The sequence below is a fragment of the Candidatus Nitrospira salsa genome (genome assembly GCF_965152625.1).
The window spans coordinates 116013-134012 of record NZ_CBCUCO010000003.1 but is presented as its reverse complement, the minus strand read 5'-3'; the positions used below and the strand labels follow the sequence as shown (position 1 = coordinate 134012).

The following is an 18000-nucleotide window of genomic DNA, read 5'->3' as shown; positions in this document are numbered from 1 at the left end:
AGACTTTATGTGTAGATTCCCAAGTTAAAGCCTTGTTGTTCAGGCGTTATGCGTGCCTACCCAGACCTTCAAGCCTCTGGTATGAATCTTGATGTTTAAGGATTCAGAAGAAACGATTGATCCAACTGAGGTGTGACGGTTCGCGTCGTGATGAAAGAGATTCAGAAAACATTCGCTGAGAGTCTAGGGAATAATTATTCATTCATGGCCTGAGCAAGGGTTAAGCAAGGGAGGTCTTCTCATGAATCGCTTCTCTCACTGGTGCATTCAAGGTATGTTGCTCATTCTGATAATGGTGAGTATTGGGTGTCAAAAGCCTGCTGTGGTGCCCATCAATCTTAATAATTTGGATCCTTCGCAAGATCAAAGATTCATCGTCAAACAGTATCTGAATCAGGCTGTTCACATGGTACAAACGGTTCAAGATTTAAGGCGCAAGTCCGAACGATATGCGCAACTGTTTGGCCCTGATTCAGAATGGGTAACAAGCGCGAAACTGTTAGAAGAATTTTATATCAATGAGGCGTATGATCGAGAAAAGTTAGCCGCTCAACATGTTGGAGTGCCTTCGTTTCGCCCTCACGCGGTAAGCCTTACAACTCGTGAGGGTAAGGAATAAGGGATAAAATGTCTGGAGGATAACATGAAACTTCTTCATTGGATTCTACAATCTTTGCTCCTTGGCAGTATTCTTTTGTCGTTTGGTTGTGGCGTCTCCGTAAAGCCAGGGGAGCGAGGTCTGCGATGGCATCCTTTATCTGAAGGTCTAATCAAGGAACCACTGAAAGATGGATTTTACTGGCGAGCGCCATGGAATGATGTGTTTGTCTATCCAGTTCAATGGGGAAGTTTTACTGAGGAAGTCGATGCCTTGAGCTCAGACGATTTGCAGGTAATTATGAAGAGCGCCATCATAATACGACCCATACCGGAAGAAATTTATTTTTTAGCCCAAGAAGTCGGTTCGAATTGGTACCCAAAAGTTGTCAGGCCAGAATTTCTTTCCGCGGTACGAAGTGTGATTTCGGGATACGTGATGGTGAATATTCCAGAACGGAGTACGGAAATTGCGCATAAAATTCAGGGAGTCTTGGTAGAAAAATTAAAAGGTCGGCATCTTGAGATTCGAAGTATCGCACTGTCGGATATCGAATGGCCGAAAGTGGTGTTAGATGCGATTGAACGAAAACAGGCCAAAGAACAGGAGAATGAACAAAAGGAATTTGAGCTGGTGATTGCACAGAAAGACGCCGAGATTGCCAGAAGACGAGCCAAAGGAGAAGGCGATTCTTTAAGGATCAGAGCGGAGGGAGAAGCCGAAAGCCTTCGAATCCGAGCCGAAGGGCAAGCGAAAGCTCAGGAAAATATTTCAAAAACATTGACCCCCGAATACTTACGATTCAAACTTTATGACTCGACGAACTCAAAGTTTGTTCTACTGCCAAGCAATATGAACGTTCCTCTTCTTTTGAATACCGATACGACAGAACGGACGCAGAGGAACATGGCTCCATGAACCTCTTGAACACTCACGCGAGTATTTCGTCGCGACGGAGGTCAAAACTATTCGTCATAGATGTTTCGTGTGCAAGGTAAAGTCCAGAGACAGACTTGTATATGCTATTGATCCCAATCTTATGAAGTCTTATGACACAGTGTGCGCTTTCCTTGTCGGCGATGTCAGGTTGCTGACATGAATGCGAAAGGTGAATACGTATGCCTGATCGACTAAATAAAAATGGAAACCACTGGGGCATCATCTTGGCTGGGGGAGAAGGCCAACGAATGAGACCGTTTATTCAAAAATGGCTGGGCTACCCCAAGCCCAAGCAATATTGTGCGTTTGTCGGGAAACGATCAATGCTGCAACATACGTGGGATCGAGCCGATCAAACATCTCCTCCCGAGCATAAAGTCACGATCATCGATAAGTCGCATCGCCAAGAAATTTTTCGGCAACTGGAAGTTCAAACCAAAGGACGCATTCTGATTCAACCGAAAAATTGTGATACCGCAGCCGGCATTTTTTTTGCCTTGACCTACATCAATCATTGGGACCCCAACGCCATTGTCACGATTTATCCGTCCGATCACTTTATCGCTCCCCATCGAAAGTTCAATCGAATGGTACGGGAGACGGTTTCGGCGGTCAGGCGTGTCAAGGAACGGGTCATCTTATTGGGCGCCATTCCAAACTCACCAGAGGGCGAATACGGATGGATTCGTCCAGGTCAAGCGTTAGCCGTGAATCCTAGAGTTCCAATTCATGCTGTAGAAGAATTTGTTGAAAAACCAGATGAGCAAACGGTTCAAGCGTTAAGTCAAAAAGGAGGAATTTGGAACACCATGATCGTCACCGCTTATGGTCAGAGGCTTTGGGCCTTGGGTGGACAATGGTGTCCGGATATGCTGAGACTCTTTCATCGGTTACAAAAAACGATAGGTACTCCGCAAGAAGCGTTGACGTTAGAGGAAATTTATCAGGAAATGCCCCAGCAGAATTTTTCAAAAAACTTTCTGGAACGCATTGTCACCCATCTCGCCATCATGGAGTTGCAAGGCATTCTTTGGAGTGATTGGGGGCGGCCAGAAAGAATTATTGAAACATTGGGATTTCTAGGGAAAAAGCCGAGCTTTCGTATTCCGCAATTAGCGACCTGATTGTATGAAACGGAGTTGGAAAACCGTATTATTATCCTAAGCCCTTTTCAGCTTTATTCATGCCCGTCGTTTTTTGCTCTCATACGCAAGCATATGAGAGCATCGCATTTTTTCTGAATTTGATCAGAGTTGCATGAACCCTGAATTTTGAATAGTCAGCTTTTATCTCAAGATACAACAGGCTAAGAATACTTCTCCAATCTAATCTTGAGCAATTTTCGGTTCAGAGTAGGTGGGTTCAGCGTAACTTTTAAATGCCAGGAGAATATCACGCACGGAAACAATTCCAACAATTTTTCCAGCTTCGCTCACGGCTAAATGACGAATTCCGCATTCACCCATTAAATCGTTGGCTTCGCGAACAGTCTTGGTCGATTCGATACTCACCACTGGTTTCGTCATGACGGCCTCGACGGTGAGACTGGAGAGATCTTTGCCTTCGGCCGCGGCTTTCCGCACAATATCCGTTTCGGTGATCACGCCCACATAGTCGCCTTTGGCTTTAACCAACAGTGATCCAATGCGATCGTCCCGCATCTGACGAGCTGCCATGATGAGCGATTTGCCTGCATCAATCGATTTAATCTCTTTTTTCATGATTTCCGCTAAGTCTGACATTGAAACACCTCCTTATGATGGAATCTGAAAGGCATTGAGAAATATGAGGACCATCCAACCCTCTTTCCTCTTGCCGGAATTCTCAGGAAAAGCTGCCATGCAAGACCAGATGTGGTCCTCATTGTATCACTTTGCTCTAGGATGTAGAAGTAGAAGAAAAAGAAATTGACGGTGTTTTTGCCTCAACAGTTGCTTAGAAGTGTAGAACGTGCGCGTTCACCTTTGAGCGTGGTGGTTTAGCACTTGCTGTCATCGGCGAACGCACGACTTCTCACCCCATCTAGGCTCGAGAGAATTGGAACGCAGCTGAGCGCGGCGCATTGTTCTCGAGCATGGTGTTGCGCAAACGTTGAAGTCAGTTTGATGAGTTGTTACCGTGTACACATTTTCAATACGATGTGATGCCCAAGCAGACGGGCCAGCGTATGACGATGGATGAAATGGGTTTGTACACCGTCGAGAACAGGAAAATCACGAAAGAAGAGTTTTTCTACACGATGGGTGACTGTAGCTAAGGAAGCATGTGTGATCTTTAGTGCTCCCCTGGTTTACTTTGCATGGGGGAGTATTTGGGCTATCGAAGGAGGGTAGTAGTATGACTAATCATACTGTGGTCTCGCACGAACAGTGGGTTGCCGCACGTAAGGAGCTGCTGGCCAAAGAGAAGCAATTTTCTCGACTGCGTGACAAGCTGAGTCAGCAACGTCGGGATCTTCCTTGGGAAAAAGTTGAAAAGGAATATGTGTTCGAAGGCACAAACGGGAAAGAGAGTTTGGCTGATCTTTTTGATGGCCGAAGCCAACTCATCATCTACCATTTTATGTTTGATCCTGATTGGGATGAGGGCTGTAAGTCGTGCTCATTTCTTGCCGATCATTATGAACGGTCAATTATTTATTTGAACCATCGTGATGTCACCATGGTCACCGTATCGCGTGCTTCACTCGCAAAGCTAGAAGCATTCAAGAAACGTATGGGATGGCATTTTAAATGGCTGTCTTCATTAGAGAGCGACTTTAATGGGACTATCAGGCCTCCTTCAAGCCAGAGGACATAGAGAAGCAGCACGTCTATTACAACTATGAGACCGGGCGCTTCCCAGTGAATGAAGGCCCAGGAGTCAGCGTGTTTTTCAAGGATCAATCTGGGAGTGTTTTCCACACCTATTCGTCATACGCTCGCGGTCTCGATATGTTCATCGGCGCGTATCATTTACTTGACATCGTTCCAAAGGGTCGCGATGAAACTGGACTGAGTTATGGCATGGAATGGCTGAGGCATAAGGATCGCTACGACGACATTCATTTCGTGGATCCGTACGCGAATAAACTGTGAACTGGAATTGTCGAAAATGCTGTCTTGATTACATTGATCTTTTTCCTCTCTTGCGCTTCTGCTATGAGCAGAGAGACGGAAATTCCTGTAGAGGTTGAACCTTGTTCGATATTGGTCTGATACATAGGATTTAGAAAATGCTCTTGCTTGTCGACATACCACGAAGATTGCTTTGGCCAGCAGATCGGCTTGTGTTGGCTCTGCTTGTATTACTGATGCTCAACGCCTGTGTGGGGAAATTTGAGACGAAGCCGAGACTCACTGAAACGTGCCAAACCGATTGGCAATCGGGTATCGATGCCTCGGCGCTTTCCGATTCAACAACGACAAACGGTCTGCATGTGTTGGTTTGGAACATTCATGACCGTCTGCTTGGGGAATCCAACGTTTCAAAAGGTGGTCATACTGAGGAGGAAGTAGTCTGTATTGGTGACCTAGCCAAACAGTTTGACCTGGTACTGTTTCAAGAAGCCTTCGTCCGGCCCGCGCAAATTGCTCGTTACACGGGTCATGTCTGGGCTGATCATCCGGTCTTCGAAGAAGGGGGCGGTGGCGATTGGTGGCCGCTTCGAGTTTTTTGTGAAATTTGCCTGAGCCCTGGCCTACTCATGTTGGCCGGAGACGAACCTGAACTCGTACATACCGAACCCTATGAAGCATTTGCGGGATGGAATACGAAACTCAACAAAGCCGATAATTTCTTTTCAAAAGGCTTTCAGCTCGTCAACTTCGGGAACTTTTGGGTGCTCAACAGCCACATGGATTCTGGGCGTGGACAAGACAGCATCGATGCGCGAGTTCTACAATTCCGTCAAATCACCGAGGCATTACAGCGGTTGGTTCCTGAAGACGCGTCACTCTTCATTGGTATGGATTCGAATCTCCGACCGGAAAATGAAAAGCAAGATGGTAAGATTTTGAAAGAATTTCTCGCATCGAATGGGTTAACCCTCGTGCGTCAGATCGGCCCCGACCTGATTGCCGTCAGAAATCTTAAAGTCGAAAACCCACAATCCCTGCCGTTAAAAGACGTGCTGAGCGATCATGACGCGTTGGCTGTGATTATGTATCCCCCGACTGACTCTTAATCAGCGGGCCACAGGTTCGATCCCTGTACGACTCGCTAACAAAACAAATACTTACAAAGATCCTGCCAACTCACCTCCTGAGAAAAAACCTGTTTTAGGCCTGTTTCTGGAAGGTGGTTTGTATTCTGTACTTTTACCACCATTCTTTTTTCTCATAACTATTGATTTATTAAGAAAAATAATCCTTAATTGATTTTAGATTAACTCTTAATTAATTTCGACTTTTTATGGAGGGTTCCTATGGAAATTCCCAGTGGCTTGGTACCCCAGGTGAGGGAGGGAAAGGTTGTGCTATTCCTCGGTGCTGGGGCATCTTTGAAGGCCACAAACTCACAAGGTCAAGAAACCCCTGATGGAAAAGCTTTAGCGGAATTACTTGCAAATAAATTTTTGGGAGGATCACATAAAAATTCTCCACTAACGCAAATTAGTGAATATGCCATCAGCGAATTCGACTTAATTACGGTTCAAGAATACATTCGGGAAATATTCGAGGATCTTCAGCCAACCAATGCCCACAAATTGATGGTTCAATTTGTCTGGAGAGCCATAGCCACAACAAATTTTGACCGTTTAATTGAAAAATCCTATGAACAGACGAGTAATGCTATTCAGCTTCCCAAACCATTCATTGAAAATGGTGATAGAGTTGATGAAAAGTTAAGAGATCTGAAAAGTTTTCAGTTATTAAAACTACATGGATGCATCACTCGAACAGCCAATAGTTCTTGCCCACTGATTCTCTCAACTGATCAATATATCAGTTATCGATCAGGACGAGATCGAATTTTCAATCGTTTATATGATCTTGCTTTTGAAAACACAATTGTATTCATTGGGTACAGTCTAGAGGACCCAGATATCCGTACAATTCTACTAGAATTAGACAAGCTTGGTTCCAGCCGTCCTCGTTATTATTTTCTCTCCCCCTCTTTTGATGAAATTCAAAGACGACATTGGGATTCCAGGAAAATAACTCCAATTAAAGGTACATTTGAAGAATTTTTGAAAACATTAAACAGTACAATAGCTCCAACATTAAGAGGATTAGCTGTTCTAAAAACACCGGAAAAACTCCCGATCATAGAAAACTTCAGATCTAATCAAACATTAAGTTCGAATGCAGAGCAATTTTTAGAAATAGACGTGGAGTACGTACGTAGTGTTGTTTCTACCGAGACTATCTCCCCTCCTCAATTCTACAAAGGGTTTAATCCTGGATGGTCCGCCATTGAACAAAATCTAGATGTTAGGAGAAAGTTAACAGACACAATCATTTCCGATAATATTCTAATTCAGGAATCGGATCACAGAAAAGACATTGAGCTTATTCTTATTAAAGCCCATGCGGGAGCCGGAAAATCGGTTCTGCTTAAAAGAATTGCTTGGGACGCGGCAAGAGAATATGAATCCATTTGTTTATACCTAAAACCCCAAGGTTCAATTGTCACAGCCGCTATTCAAGAAATTATTAACCTTTGCAAGAAACGCATTTATCTATTTATAGATGATGCCGCAGACAGAGCTCATGAATTAGAAAACTTAATAAGAAAAATTGGGCCTGAGGGCGGTCAATTAACAGTTGTAGTTGCTGAAAGGATAAATGAGTGGAATATTTCTTGTTTATCTTTGTCTCCGTACGTCCACAATTCCTATGAATTGGAGTATCTCTCAAAAAGTGAAATTGAGGCACTTTTAAAATTACTAGAAACCCATCGATCTTTGGGTACACTTGAAGAGATTGAAATCGAAAAAAGACGAGAAGCCTTTGAAGAACGTGCTGGGAGGCAATTATTAGTCGCCTTACATGAAGCAACGCTAGGTCGGCCATTTGAAGAAATAATTGAGGACGAATACAAAAATATTGTCCCCTTAAATGCCCAGCTTATCTACTTAACAATTTGCACCTTGAATCGCCTAAATGTTCCCGTAAGAGCAGGCATAATTTCTCGAATTCATGATATTGCCTTCGAGGATTTCCAAAACCGCCTTTTTTCCCCTTTAGAGAAAATCGTTTACGCTGATTACGTTCACACAATACGAGATTATTGTTACAGGGCAAGGCATCCCCACATAGCAGAAATAGTTTTCGAGCGAATTCTCCGAGATAAAGAAGAACGCTTCAATACTTACCTTAAGTGCTTTGAGGCTCTCAATATTGATTATCAGGCTGATCGTCAGGCCTTTAAGAAAATGATGAAAGGTCGTGCATTGATAGAATTATTTCCTAGTCATGAAATGGCCAATAATATATATCAGAGAGCCATTAAATATATTGGAGAAGAACCATACCTGCTCCACCAAATGGGCATTTATGAAATGAACAGAGACAATGGGGATCTGCATGTTTGTCAGGACTACTTAATTAGGGCCAAGAAGGTTTCGCCAACCGACCAAATGCAAGCCATTGACCATTCCATTGCCGAGCTCTCTTTACGATTAGCTGACAGTGCAAGGACAACTTTAGAAAGGGAAAAATTTTTAGCTAAAGCATGCAATATCGCTAAACGGCTCAGAAGGTCTAACCCCTCCGGAGGGTATTCTCATCACACACTAGTCAAAGCAGGACTAAAGAGACTTAAAGCCTTAATAAACGATCCGAGCAAAGAGCCTGCATTTGAAGACATAGAATCGATAGTTAAAGATATTGAAGGAAATCTGTCAGAGGGGTTATCTAAAGTTTCTGACCCATCTCACTTACTTGAGGCAGAAGCTCAATTAGCAAGGTTACTACAAGATTCGAATAGAGTTTTAGAATCGCTCGAAAGTGCCTTTAAAACTAATGAACGAAATAGCAATATCGGAATTAGATTGGCACGATACTACAAACACCAGGACGAGAACGAAAAAGCTAAAAATATCTTAGAAAGAGCAATTAATGCAAAACCAAATGAGCTTAGATTGAATTTTGAATACTCAAAACTTTTAATCGAAATGGAGGAAAGAAATAAAGAATTATTACTACATCATTTAAGAAAATCTTTCCTGGAAGGAGACCAGAATTATAAGGCTCAAAGACTTTTCGGACGCCAATTGTTTATTAATGGTGAATTCGACGAAAGTCGACAGGTCTTTCGGAATTTAAAAGAGGCTAGGTTGCCCCCAGAGCTAAAAGACCAAATAGTCCTGCCATTAAAAGAAACATTTTCAGGAGAAGTGATCAGGCTTGAATTTACTTATTGTTTCATATCTAGAGATGGATTTAATGATTGGATTTATGCGCATAAGGTTAATATTGGAAACGATAAATGGAAAAGCTTCGATATTGGATTAAGGGTAATTTTTGAAATTGGGTTCTCAATGAGAGGACCAAGCGCCTTAAATATCCGCTTCGAAAATGATCCATCATGAATTAGTTAGAGCGCGGATTCATATAATAAGTGCAATTTCTCAAGCCTCTCCAGTCGGGTACGATTCGGTGGCGACGTCATCCATTTCACCCAAGGAGCCGTAAGCATGAAGCACTATCATCACAGGGGCAATGAAGAAGGGTTTTACCTCTGGCAGGCTCGGCGAGAAGGGAGCACGCAAACCGCCATCGCCCGTGTGCTAGGCCGTCATCCCTCCACCATCGGCCGCGAACTCAAACGGAATACCTACCCACAGTGTCATCTGTATACCTATCACTGGGCCAAGGACATTGTGCAATACCGGAAACACCATGCCAAGCAACTCAAGCATCGAAAGGTGACGGCTGAGTTTGCGCCCGTCATCGAACAGCTTATCCGTCAGTACTTGAGTCCCGAGCAGGTGAGCGTAAAGTGGACCCCAATGTCAAGACAGGAAATGGGTGAAAATAAGATGGCATTGCCCTCGGTTCTTTCTCTTACGGTCTCTGATGATAGATCTCCGCGGGTGTATGGTAGGCATGAGCCTGATGCGGGCGTTGTTCATTATAGAAGGTGAAATAGGCGGTCAACCCGCGGATTAATTCTGGTCCTGTTGTATAGTCACGCAAATAAATATCTTCATATTTGAGGGAGCGCCACAATCGTTCAATGAAGATGTTGTCAAAGACCCGGCCTCGCCCATCCATGCTCACTTGACTCCCAGCCTGCTCCACCCGAGTAATCCACGCCTGCGATGTAAATTGGACACCTTGATCACTATTGAAAATGTCTGGGACCCCATGGGCGAACGCCTGCTCCAGTGCGTCCAAGCAAAAGTCCGTGTCGAGAGAATTAGAGACGGCCCAGCCCACCACGTATCGACTAAACCAATCCATGATGGCCACCAAATACATAAAGCCGATGGCCATGGGCACATAGGTGATGTCGACACACCAAGCCTGATCGGGGCGTACCACCGCCACATTCCGCAGTAAATAGGGATACCGCGGATGAGCTGGGTGCGCCACAGAGGTCTGTGGCCCAGGGGCCAGCCCTTCAAGGCCCATCAGGCGCATCAAGCGCTGAATACGCTTCCGGTTGATCCGATAACCTTGCTGATTCACCCACACCATCATGCGACGACTTCCATAAAAGGGCGTGACAAGATACTGGGCATCCAGTAGTCGCATGAGCTGTAAGTTCTCCGGCGTCTCGGGCGTCGGCGTATAATAGTAAGCGGACCGTGACAGGCCTACGAGGCCACATTGTTGATGAATGCTCAGCATGGCATGCTCCGGGTCAATGAGCTGACGTTTCTGGTCAGGAGACAGGGCCCACTTTTTTTTTCAGCCAATCCAGTTCCACATCTAATCGGCCAATCTTTTCATAGGCCTGCCGCAATGCTTCTTCCGCACCTCCATCGGTTCCCCCACCCCTCCGTTGAAAGAGCTCCGCCACGTGGCTACTGACCTGCTTCTTCCAGATGGTAATTTGCGTAGGATGCACCTGGAAGTCTTTGGCCAGCTGCTGGACGGTTTTTACCCCCTTGATGGCTTCCAACGCGACCTTCGCTTTAAATTCTGCACTGTGGCGCTTCCGTTTCTTGGACATCCTCCGGACCTCTTCCTCAATGATGGAATACATGGGTTATCCACAATCTTAACCCACTGTCCGAATATTGGGGGCCACTATAGGGTCTCGATTACTGAACGGCCGAAAGAAGTGGAACAGAAAACCCGCCTGGGTGACTGGGAGTGTGATACGGTGATTGGGGAGGAGAGAAAAAGCGTGTTGGTCACGGTCGTGGACCGCGCCTCCCTGTATACGGCCTGCTCGCGTGTCTTGAGCCGCTCCGCTCAGGTAGTCAGTCAGGCCATCATCCGCCTACTGCGGCCCTTCAAAGAGCGGGTGCAGACTCTGACCTTTGATAACGTACCATAAGCGGAAGTCAAGAGCCCTCGAGGCGACCACCTACTTTGCTCATCCCTATTCATCATGGGAGCGCGGTATCAATGAAAATACGAATGGCCTGCTGCGCCAGTTTTTTCCGAAGCGCACGGATTTCCGAACGGTGTCGTGGCAGCAGGTGAAACACGCCGTCGACCATCTCAATAATCGGCCAAGGAAAACCCGTGGGTATCGACCCCCCAATCAGCTCTTCAACAAGCACTTCGTCCCGCTCGTGTAGAAGCCGAGAAAATTGCACTTATGACTTGAATTCAAGAAAGCTTGATTCAAGTTCAAGGGGTCAAATCTAGTTTTATAAGGTATAAATTAAAAAAAGGGGTCAAGACGCTTTCTTCATGATATAGCATTTTATGTATTTGGATTGTACCGTAGAGTTTTGGGCTGTCTTTACTTCCCTTCCGTACCTGGGTTGTGAGGAAACTCACATCCCGACATTTAATGGCTCAAATTTGCTGCTGATGTTTTTCAAACGATAACCGTCTCGCTGTTGAACCTATTCTATATCACGAAGCAAGCATCCCGACCCCATAAACGAAATATGCCGATAAAGCATGAAGTTCTTTTGACTGTGCGTGCCTCGCCGTCGCTCTCAATCGAAACATTCGCGAAGCCTTTGCCTTTGATGACCACTTCATCAAATGGCCAGCGCCGGATTGATTTGAGGTCCATCGATGGGCGCCCCCCCCTGATACTTTAAGCCGTTCCCAAATTAACCTCATAAAACTAGATGCTAACCCCCAATACTGTGTGGATAATGATGCTTCTTGTCATTCGAAATTTCATGTGTCAGGCATGTCACCCTGGTGAATTCGTTCGAGGTATGATTGCACGGATCCTTAGTGAGCAGATTGAAGCCCAGCTTTGACCAGATAGGTGGAGCGTTTCATTCCTTGCGCCGCCGCCGCTGCATCAATGACCTGTAATTCGCGTTCAGTCATTGTCAGGTTTACGCGCACTGTTCTGTCGGGCTGTTGAAGGCTTACTAAGAACGCCACGCCGTCAGCAAACTCTGGCGATTGCATGATGGCTTCGAGGCTCGAAGGCTTGGGAATATCTTCACCGTCTTCCTGCAATCCTTCTACATGCAGGGCCAGTGCTTCAGTGGCCATATCCTTTGCGTCATCGACGGTGCGTCCTGCTGTGATACAGCCTGGGAAATCAGGAAAGCTTACACCGTAGTGACTCCCGTCGTCTTTGTGGATAATCGCAATATAGTCCATTGTTTTCTGCCTCCTTTCCTGGAGTGGAGTGGCCTATCTCAGAGCAAGGCCGCTCTGTTTTTCAATGCTTTTCAGCGTTCCAATCGGGATATCCCTTTTCGGGTGAGGAACGGTCACTCGGCCCTTTTTACTGGAATGGGTAAATTGGCTGTGACTGCCTTTTTGGGTAACTTGAACCCATCCGTCTTTTTTGAGCACTTTGATAATTTCCTTACTGTTCATTGTGTTCTTTATCTTACAGTAAGATACACACGAATGCGCATTAATGCAAGAAGATGTACGTATATATTGGGGTCACCCATTAGCAGGCTCTGTCAAGATATTGATATTGTATTGATATTGGGGTCAGATTTAGTTTTATAAGGTATGGCATCCCAAAAGGGGAATATCTTAGTCCCGATCTTTTCTTACCCACGTATTTTTTCCAACTCGCAATCATCCAGAAAGAGTTTCCATAATGAGTTGTGACTCTTGGAGTTTGGATGCAAGCTCCTGTGTCATAAAGCTGTCTTCTCTTTTATCAATTATTGAATTCGATGACCGGTTGATCGGATACGCACAGGTCGTGTGGTGTGAATCCGAACGACTTCAGATTCCGTGCGGAAAGCATCCATTCGATGGTTGTGAACGAACGCATTGAATTATCGATGCTTTCTCGTGATTGCCATTAGAACACTGTTGGGTTCTGAGTGGAGAACGATTTTTGCACTTTCAAAACTTCAAAACCCACGTCGATGAGTGTTCAAAATTTGTCCGGACGAAGCATGGCTAAAACATGCAAGTCAATGAGAGGTGAGACCATGGACTCAATGGCCGAACTTGGGGTTATTGCAGTTGTCGTGATCGTGGCTTGGGCGGTGATCAACCTCATTAGCCTTTTTGGCTCGGTGCCTTTCGAGTAGAAAAACGTAGCTTCAGTTTATAAGGCTCGAAAGGCTGAGTAAGTCTTTTCTCTTTCCTTCAAGAGATTAGGCGTGGTCATGTCGAGTCACGATTTGCCCGCTTTCAAAGTAATCAGAATTACTCATCGCAACAGGGTTTCCAGTCCATTCCACAAAATCTTCGAAGCTCTGACATTTTTTTAATGCTCTACTAACTCTTTGTCAGTTGCCCTGATCTACATGATTAATAGACATTATATCGGAATTTGTTTGAAGGAGATGTGGTAACCCCTAGCTTTAGGGTGTTATCTGGCTACTCGGAGTATGAAATCAAAAAGTTTGAACAAAGGGAAGATGTTCTTCGACTTGAGGCCTCTGAAGGACGAGTTACCATACTGACGTATCAACGACAATATTTGCAATCTTGCCGATCGGTTTTAGAGTTCCATCCTTCGCGGAATTCGATGGTTCCCATAGCCAGGAATATTTTTCGCTGTTGGCGTCGTTGCTTTTGGTGACGTTGAATGAACTCCTCCAATGCCTTTGTAACAGTCTCTTTTCTAGTACGAAGGCCACCGGTCTGGAGGGCCTTGTTCAAGAGGGCATCTTCAAGGGCTAAGTATGTTGACATGATCTCCACCATGAGTAAATTTTACACATAAAGAATAGACTGAAAATTTTGGCCGGTCAAACGCTTCGTCGGTCCGCTAATGGTTAGCCATTCGCATTTGTATAGAGAAGCTAGTAGTTTTATGATTATCGCCTCCCGTTCACGCCTTTTTATATACCTACAACCTTGAGGCCATTGGCTCGAGCTGCTGTGCCGAGTGCGAGATCATGTGTGGCCATCACCAATTTCTGATCGATCTGCTCTCGCCATAATAAGGCCGTAGCCAAGTGAATGGCATCGAGGGTGCCAAGGACAGTTGGAAGTGGTTGAGCGGCTCGTGCCAGTACAGAATGTGTGATGTCGACCACTTCCACAGCTTCAATGAGTCGATATGCCGCTTCCCTTTGGGCAGCGATTGCGTTGTCGTCTAAATCTTCAATAAGTCGTAACCGATCCAACGTACGCAAACATTCGACTTCCAGCAATGCTGACCCAACGCCTCGCTCAATGTTTTTCCACTCTTTAAGAGAATTTTTTTGCCCTAAGATGATTCGCAGCAAGACCGAGGAGTCAAGATAGGCGATCACCTCTCAGTCTGCCGTTCTTCTAGAAGGAGGGTGACGATGTCTTTGCGTAGGCGAAGAGGGGGGGGTAACGAAATTTGCTGAAGTTTAGGACTGTGGGGGAGAGGTGAGCGTACATTGAGCACGCCACCTTGTTCATGAAATGGCACGACTCGAGCGATTGGCGTATCCCGATCTAAGATCGTGAGGCTTTTCCCTCGTCGAACATGACGAAGATGTTCGCTGAGATGACTTTTGAGATCCGCAATGCCAACATTTTTCATGACTATATTATAGTCATGAGTGACTATAAATGCAAGACTTGCCTGATCAATACTTTGCTGAATCTTCAATTCGTCTTAATTATTGCAAAAAATCTTAATTGATAAATCTAGCTATTCCCCGTAGCTTACTACGGAGTCACCAAACAAAGGGAAGAGCTTGAGAAACCGTGGTGTCTCAAAAAGAATAGCTCTTCTTCTGAATACCCCGTTGCTTGCGGCGAGGATCTTTTATTAATCAGTGAAAATTTGGAACTGTCGTAGGTTAGCTATAACCCTATGACTCTAAGGGCGTGTTCTTGCTACTTCAGCTGAGATTAATTCAGGGCTGGATGGGGTAAGGGTTATTCGAGAAGGTGTTTGATCATGGCAATGGCTTCAGGGCTGTCCCATTCACGGGGGCCCATAGCTTTTCCAATAAGTTTACCCTCTTGATCAATGAGGACGGTCAGGGGTAGGGCTCGGGCCATATAGGCATGCGAGACTTCGTTGGTTCTGTCGAGGAGGACGGGGAAGTCGACTTTAAGAATTTTCAGAAACGCCGTGATAGCTTCAGGCTGGAGATCTGCGGTGATCGTCAACAAAAGAAAGTCTTTATTACTGAAATGGTGTTTGAGCTTGGCGAGCGCGGGCATTTCCTCTTTACAGGGTCCGCACCAGGTCGCCCAGAAATTGAGTAGCACAACTTGCCCTTTGAGTGTTGATGAATGAAGCAGTTTCCCGTCCAATGCCTTGAGCTCAAATGGCGGCATAGGAGTGCCGGCCAGTTCACGGGAGATGCGTAACTGATCAAAGGGATTGGCGGCCCATGATAGTCCTGTGCTGAAAATCAGCATGGTGAGTAGTAACAAGGCGATCACCCATGTGTATCGTGCGTTCATGCTCATGCTGTCGTTTACGATTGAGGAAGATGAAGATCTTGGATCATGGTGACATTGTTGGGAAAGGCATGTTCGACCCAAGACACCACACCTTGTCCTTGTTGATTGACGGCGATGGCTGGATGCTGGGCTTTGGCTTTATTTAACCGTTGCGGTTGGCTAAATGTCTGCCCCCGATCCAGTGAGTATGAAAAGAATATTTCGTGTCGAACGGGCGAAAGTTCTTCCCACACCATCAAGACGCGTCCTAACTGGTCGACCGCCATTTGCGGTTTGTCCGGGAACGTGCTGTGAGAAACATTAAGCTTTTTACGGGGAGAAAAGGTTTGTCCCTCGTCGTCGGACGTAGCTAAGTACACGCCGGGAACATCATCAGGTCCTTCGGTATACCAGGCGACATAGAGCCGGCCTTGTCCATCAACCGCGATAGAGGCCGGTCGGTGCGGACACGCAGGAAAGTTCCATTGGTCATTCCCGACCACGACCGGTGCGGAGTAGGTCTGTCCTCCATCCTCGGATCGAGCGACAACGGTTTCTCGAAATTTGCCGTCTAGAATCTGTCGCCAGGTCACGTAAATTGTTCCATCCGGTGCCGTGGCGAGTGCGGTTCGACAGCAGACGCACGTTTCACCTTCTAACTGCAGATTTTTGGCGACGCTCTTGCCCTGATCTTGTGAACGCGTGACATAGGTTTTCGGTTGTTTTTTTCCTGTTCGCTCATCAATCCAAGCCAGATGCACGGTGCCTTTTGCGTCGACGCACAAGTTGTCAAACGTATGTCCTGTTGGCGTCTCATCATCATTGACGGTGATCGGTGTCGCAAAAGACTTTCCTTGATCTGTTGACGCACTGAGACGCAATGTACTCGCAAACGGGTTTTTTGATTGTTGAGTTTGAGGAGAAGACCACGACAGATACACTTCGTCGTTCGATCCCAAGGCCAATCCTGGTGACTGATGTATGGAGGCAACGGATGGTCCCTTGTCGTTGACCTGTACGGCTTCCGGAATGGTTGTCGCCTTGGGATCGATCTTGACGTAAAAAAGTTTATTCTGCTCCTCGCCGGCTTCATGCCAGGCCACGTGCCGGCTTCCCTGGTCATCAATCTGCATGGTTGGTCCAGAAACCTGGGCATGTCCATGGTTGATGGATAACTGTTGCCCAAGGGAAATCTCATGCGTGGTTTCCGCACTGGCCACAAACGGAACGCTGGCCCAGAGACAAAACGTCATGCCGGCCACGATGGAGTATTTAGATAAGGAGGAAAAGTGTTTCATCTTTATAAACTTTCGGTATGAGGTTTCTTGTTAAGAGCTACAAAAAAGCAAATCCCTGCGTCTGACCTGTTTGCACGTAATTTAGAATATTGGATCATTGTACCGTTTCATCAAATTAAATGAGAAGGATGGTCATGTTCTACTTATTTATGCTCATTAATGCCTATGGATACTACAGTTTTGTGTGGACTGATGATGGATGTGAAGAGGTGGTGAGTGATTTAGGTCGGAGAGCACGTCATTGTGAGTCTGAGATCTGGAGCAGTGCGTTGGGTTTCTGCGATTGAAGTTTCTTTGCGGTTGAACGTTTTTTTCGATAAAAAATTAGACCGGTAACAAGCATAACTGTTGGAGCCAATCCAATGAAGAAATATAAAATTCGGCCAGGCATTCCAAGGAAGATTGTGGCTGGGATACGGTACGATCTGATTCATCTCGAACGGGAACGGTTTAACACAGCAGGCGTGTTGAATCCAACGACAAGTTTCTCAGAGAATTTTGACCCACTGACTTGGCGTGTCGGCGTGGTCTACGATGTCCTTCCTCAGATTTCCCTGTATGGGCAATACGCCACCGCAGCCGATCCCGTCGCTGGAAGCCTCTTCACGTTGAGCCCTGGTCAGCGATTTACCATGGCGACCGGAGAACAGTGGGAGGTGGGTATCAAAGGACAAGTGTGGGAAAATCGAATAGAATGGACCGTTGCCTATTTTGATATCCGACGCAAGGATATTTTAACCCAGATTTCGCAGAATGAGTCTGTGAACGTCGGGAAGCAGTCGTCCAAAGGGGTTGAGGTTGATCTGGCTGCGAAGTTGACGGAAGCGTGGCGGTTTCAGGGAAATGTGACATTTCTCTCAGCGAAGTTTGATAGGTTTTCCCAATTATCAGGAGGAAATCTGGTCTCACGTAATGGCAATCGTCCTCCTGAAGTCCCGCAGACCGTGGCCAATCTCTGGTCCATCTATCGATTGCCGGTTTCGATTCCGCTCGATATTGGCGCGGCCTGGCGTTATGTCGGAGATCGGTATAATGATAATGCGAATACGATACGTCTGAAGTCGTATATGACTGCGGATGCCTGGCTGTCGGTGGCGTATAGGCAATTTTGGCTGACGCTTCGGGGCCGCAATCTGTTTGACAAGACGTATGCAATCTGGGGGTCGCAATTTTATCCTGATCAAGTGTTGATTGGTGCACCGCGGACGTATGAACTGAGTGTGACTGCACGGTTTTGAGTTCAGTCGTTCATAATCATAAGGAAGGGTTTTCGTGTTCAGGGCTAGGT

20 protein-coding genes and 1 pseudogene are annotated in these 18000 nt (G+C 45.9%); 11 read left to right on the top strand and 10 right to left on the bottom strand.

Annotation, left to right across the window (positions count from 1 at the left end):
- Positions 1-241: 241 nt before the first annotated feature.
- The 3 genes from ACWQXP_RS12115 (at position 242) to ACWQXP_RS12105 (ending at position 2661) form a co-directional block, all read left to right on the top strand.
- Positions 242-619 (top strand): hypothetical protein, encoded by a 378-nt coding sequence (locus ACWQXP_RS12115; protein WP_454063132.1) that lies wholly within the window; start codon positions 242-244, stop codon positions 617-619.
- A gap of 24 nt (positions 620-643) precedes the next feature.
- The gene (locus ACWQXP_RS12110; RefSeq protein ID WP_454063131.1) at positions 644-1516 is read left to right on the top strand and encodes a prohibitin family protein; all 873 of its coding nucleotides are present in this window, start codon (positions 644-646) and stop codon (positions 1514-1516) included.
- Positions 1517-1716: 200 nt separating this feature from the next.
- Positions 1717-2661 carry a sugar phosphate nucleotidyltransferase gene (locus tag ACWQXP_RS12105; RefSeq protein WP_454063130.1) on the top strand — a complete coding sequence of 315 codons (945 nt, stop codon included), beginning with the start codon at positions 1717-1719 and terminating at the stop codon, positions 2659-2661.
- Between the two features lie 201 nt (positions 2662-2862).
- Here the strand turns inward: ACWQXP_RS12105 and ACWQXP_RS12100 are convergent, their stop codons facing one another.
- Entirely contained in the window at positions 2863-3279 is a 417-nt protein-coding gene (locus tag ACWQXP_RS12100) for a CBS domain-containing protein (RefSeq protein ID WP_454063129.1), read from the bottom strand.
- Positions 3280-3874: 595 nt separating this feature from the next.
- Here ACWQXP_RS12100 and ACWQXP_RS12095 point away from each other — a divergent pair.
- The 4 genes and pseudogenes from ACWQXP_RS12095 to ACWQXP_RS12080 all read left to right on the top strand — a co-directional run bounded on the left by ACWQXP_RS12095 (position 3875) and on the right by ACWQXP_RS12080 (position 9608).
- Positions 3875-4614 (top strand): annotated as a pseudogene (locus ACWQXP_RS12095) (DUF899 domain-containing protein).
- Positions 4615-4751: 137 nt separating this feature from the next.
- Positions 4752-5702, top strand: coding sequence for a hypothetical protein (locus ACWQXP_RS12090; protein ID WP_454063128.1), 951 nt, complete (start codon positions 4752-4754; stop codon positions 5700-5702).
- A 240-nt stretch (positions 5703-5942) separates the two neighbouring features.
- Positions 5943-9053: a P-loop NTPase gene (locus ACWQXP_RS12085; protein ID WP_454063127.1), complete on the top strand. Its 3111-nt coding sequence runs from the start codon at positions 5943-5945 to the stop codon at positions 9051-9053.
- Positions 9054-9158: 105 nt separating this feature from the next.
- A complete protein-coding gene (locus ACWQXP_RS12080) occupies positions 9159-9608 on the top strand; it encodes a helix-turn-helix domain-containing protein (protein WP_454063126.1) in 450 nt (149 codons plus the stop codon).
- On the opposite strand, the gene ACWQXP_RS12075 is transcribed toward ACWQXP_RS12080, so the two are convergent.
- Positions 9529-10642 (bottom strand): IS3 family transposase gene (locus ACWQXP_RS12075; protein ID WP_454063125.1). Its coding sequence is split into 2 segments (ribosomal slippage): positions 9529-10362 and positions 10364-10642, totalling 1113 coding nucleotides; the frame shifts between segments, so codons are not numbered across the junction. The genes ACWQXP_RS12080 and ACWQXP_RS12075 overlap by 80 nt on opposite strands.
- Between ACWQXP_RS12075 and ACWQXP_RS12070 the strand changes: the two genes are divergently transcribed.
- Both ACWQXP_RS12070 and ACWQXP_RS12065 read left to right on the top strand, forming a co-directional pair.
- Positions 10619-10972 carry an IS30 family transposase gene (locus tag ACWQXP_RS12070; RefSeq protein WP_454063124.1) on the top strand — a complete coding sequence of 118 codons (354 nt, stop codon included), beginning with the start codon at positions 10619-10621 and terminating at the stop codon, positions 10970-10972. The genes ACWQXP_RS12075 and ACWQXP_RS12070 overlap by 24 nt on opposite strands.
- A complete protein-coding gene (locus ACWQXP_RS12065) occupies positions 10956-11219 on the top strand; it encodes an IS30 family transposase (RefSeq protein WP_454063123.1) in 264 nt (87 codons plus the stop codon). Before ACWQXP_RS12070 ends, ACWQXP_RS12065 begins: the two co-directional genes overlap by 17 nt.
- 616 nt (positions 11220-11835) lie before the next feature.
- Here ACWQXP_RS12065 and ACWQXP_RS12060 read toward each other — a convergent pair.
- The 7 genes from ACWQXP_RS12060 to ACWQXP_RS12030 all read right to left on the bottom strand — a co-directional run bounded on the left by ACWQXP_RS12060 (position 11836) and on the right by ACWQXP_RS12030 (position 16712).
- Positions 11836-12219 carry a type II toxin-antitoxin system HicB family antitoxin gene (locus tag ACWQXP_RS12060; protein WP_454063122.1) on the bottom strand — a complete coding sequence of 128 codons (384 nt, stop codon included), beginning with the start codon at positions 12217-12219 and terminating at the stop codon, positions 11836-11838.
- Positions 12220-12252: 33 nt separating this feature from the next.
- Positions 12253-12441, bottom strand: coding sequence for a type II toxin-antitoxin system HicA family toxin (locus ACWQXP_RS12055; protein ID WP_454063121.1), 189 nt, complete (start codon positions 12439-12441; stop codon positions 12253-12255).
- Between the two features lie 1062 nt (positions 12442-13503).
- The gene (locus ACWQXP_RS12050; RefSeq protein WP_454063120.1) at positions 13504-13731 is read right to left on the bottom strand and encodes a type II toxin-antitoxin system VapB family antitoxin; all 228 of its coding nucleotides are present in this window, start codon (positions 13729-13731) and stop codon (positions 13504-13506) included.
- 149 nt (positions 13732-13880) lie between these two features.
- Positions 13881-14297, bottom strand: a complete 417-nt coding sequence (locus ACWQXP_RS12045; RefSeq protein ID WP_454063119.1) for a type II toxin-antitoxin system VapC family toxin — start codon at positions 14295-14297, stop codon at positions 13881-13883.
- The gene (locus ACWQXP_RS12040; protein WP_454063118.1) at positions 14294-14557 is read right to left on the bottom strand and encodes a type II toxin-antitoxin system Phd/YefM family antitoxin; all 264 of its coding nucleotides are present in this window, start codon (positions 14555-14557) and stop codon (positions 14294-14296) included. Before ACWQXP_RS12040 ends, ACWQXP_RS12045 begins: the two co-directional genes overlap by 4 nt.
- 341 nt (positions 14558-14898) lie before the next feature.
- Positions 14899-15435, bottom strand: a complete 537-nt coding sequence (locus ACWQXP_RS12035) for a TlpA family protein disulfide reductase (RefSeq protein WP_454063117.1) — start codon at positions 15433-15435, stop codon at positions 14899-14901.
- Positions 15436-15449: 14 nt separating this feature from the next.
- Positions 15450-16712: a sialidase family protein gene (locus ACWQXP_RS12030; protein WP_454063116.1), complete on the bottom strand. Its 1263-nt coding sequence runs from the start codon at positions 16710-16712 to the stop codon at positions 15450-15452.
- Between the two features lie 134 nt (positions 16713-16846).
- Between ACWQXP_RS12030 and ACWQXP_RS12025 the strand changes: the two genes are divergently transcribed.
- Entirely contained in the window at positions 16847-16999 is a 153-nt protein-coding gene (locus ACWQXP_RS12025) for a hypothetical protein (RefSeq protein ID WP_454063502.1), read from the top strand.
- Here ACWQXP_RS12025 and ACWQXP_RS12020 read toward each other — a convergent pair.
- Entirely contained in the window at positions 16951-17103 is a 153-nt protein-coding gene (locus ACWQXP_RS12020; protein ID WP_454063115.1) for a hypothetical protein, read from the bottom strand. The two genes, ACWQXP_RS12025 and ACWQXP_RS12020, sit on opposite strands and share 49 nt — an antisense overlap.
- Here ACWQXP_RS12020 and ACWQXP_RS12015 point away from each other — a divergent pair.
- The gene (locus tag ACWQXP_RS12015) at positions 17075-17950 is read left to right on the top strand and encodes a TonB-dependent receptor (protein WP_454063114.1); all 876 of its coding nucleotides are present in this window, start codon (positions 17075-17077) and stop codon (positions 17948-17950) included. The two genes, ACWQXP_RS12020 and ACWQXP_RS12015, sit on opposite strands and share 29 nt — an antisense overlap.
- Positions 17951-18000: the final 50 nt, after the last annotated feature.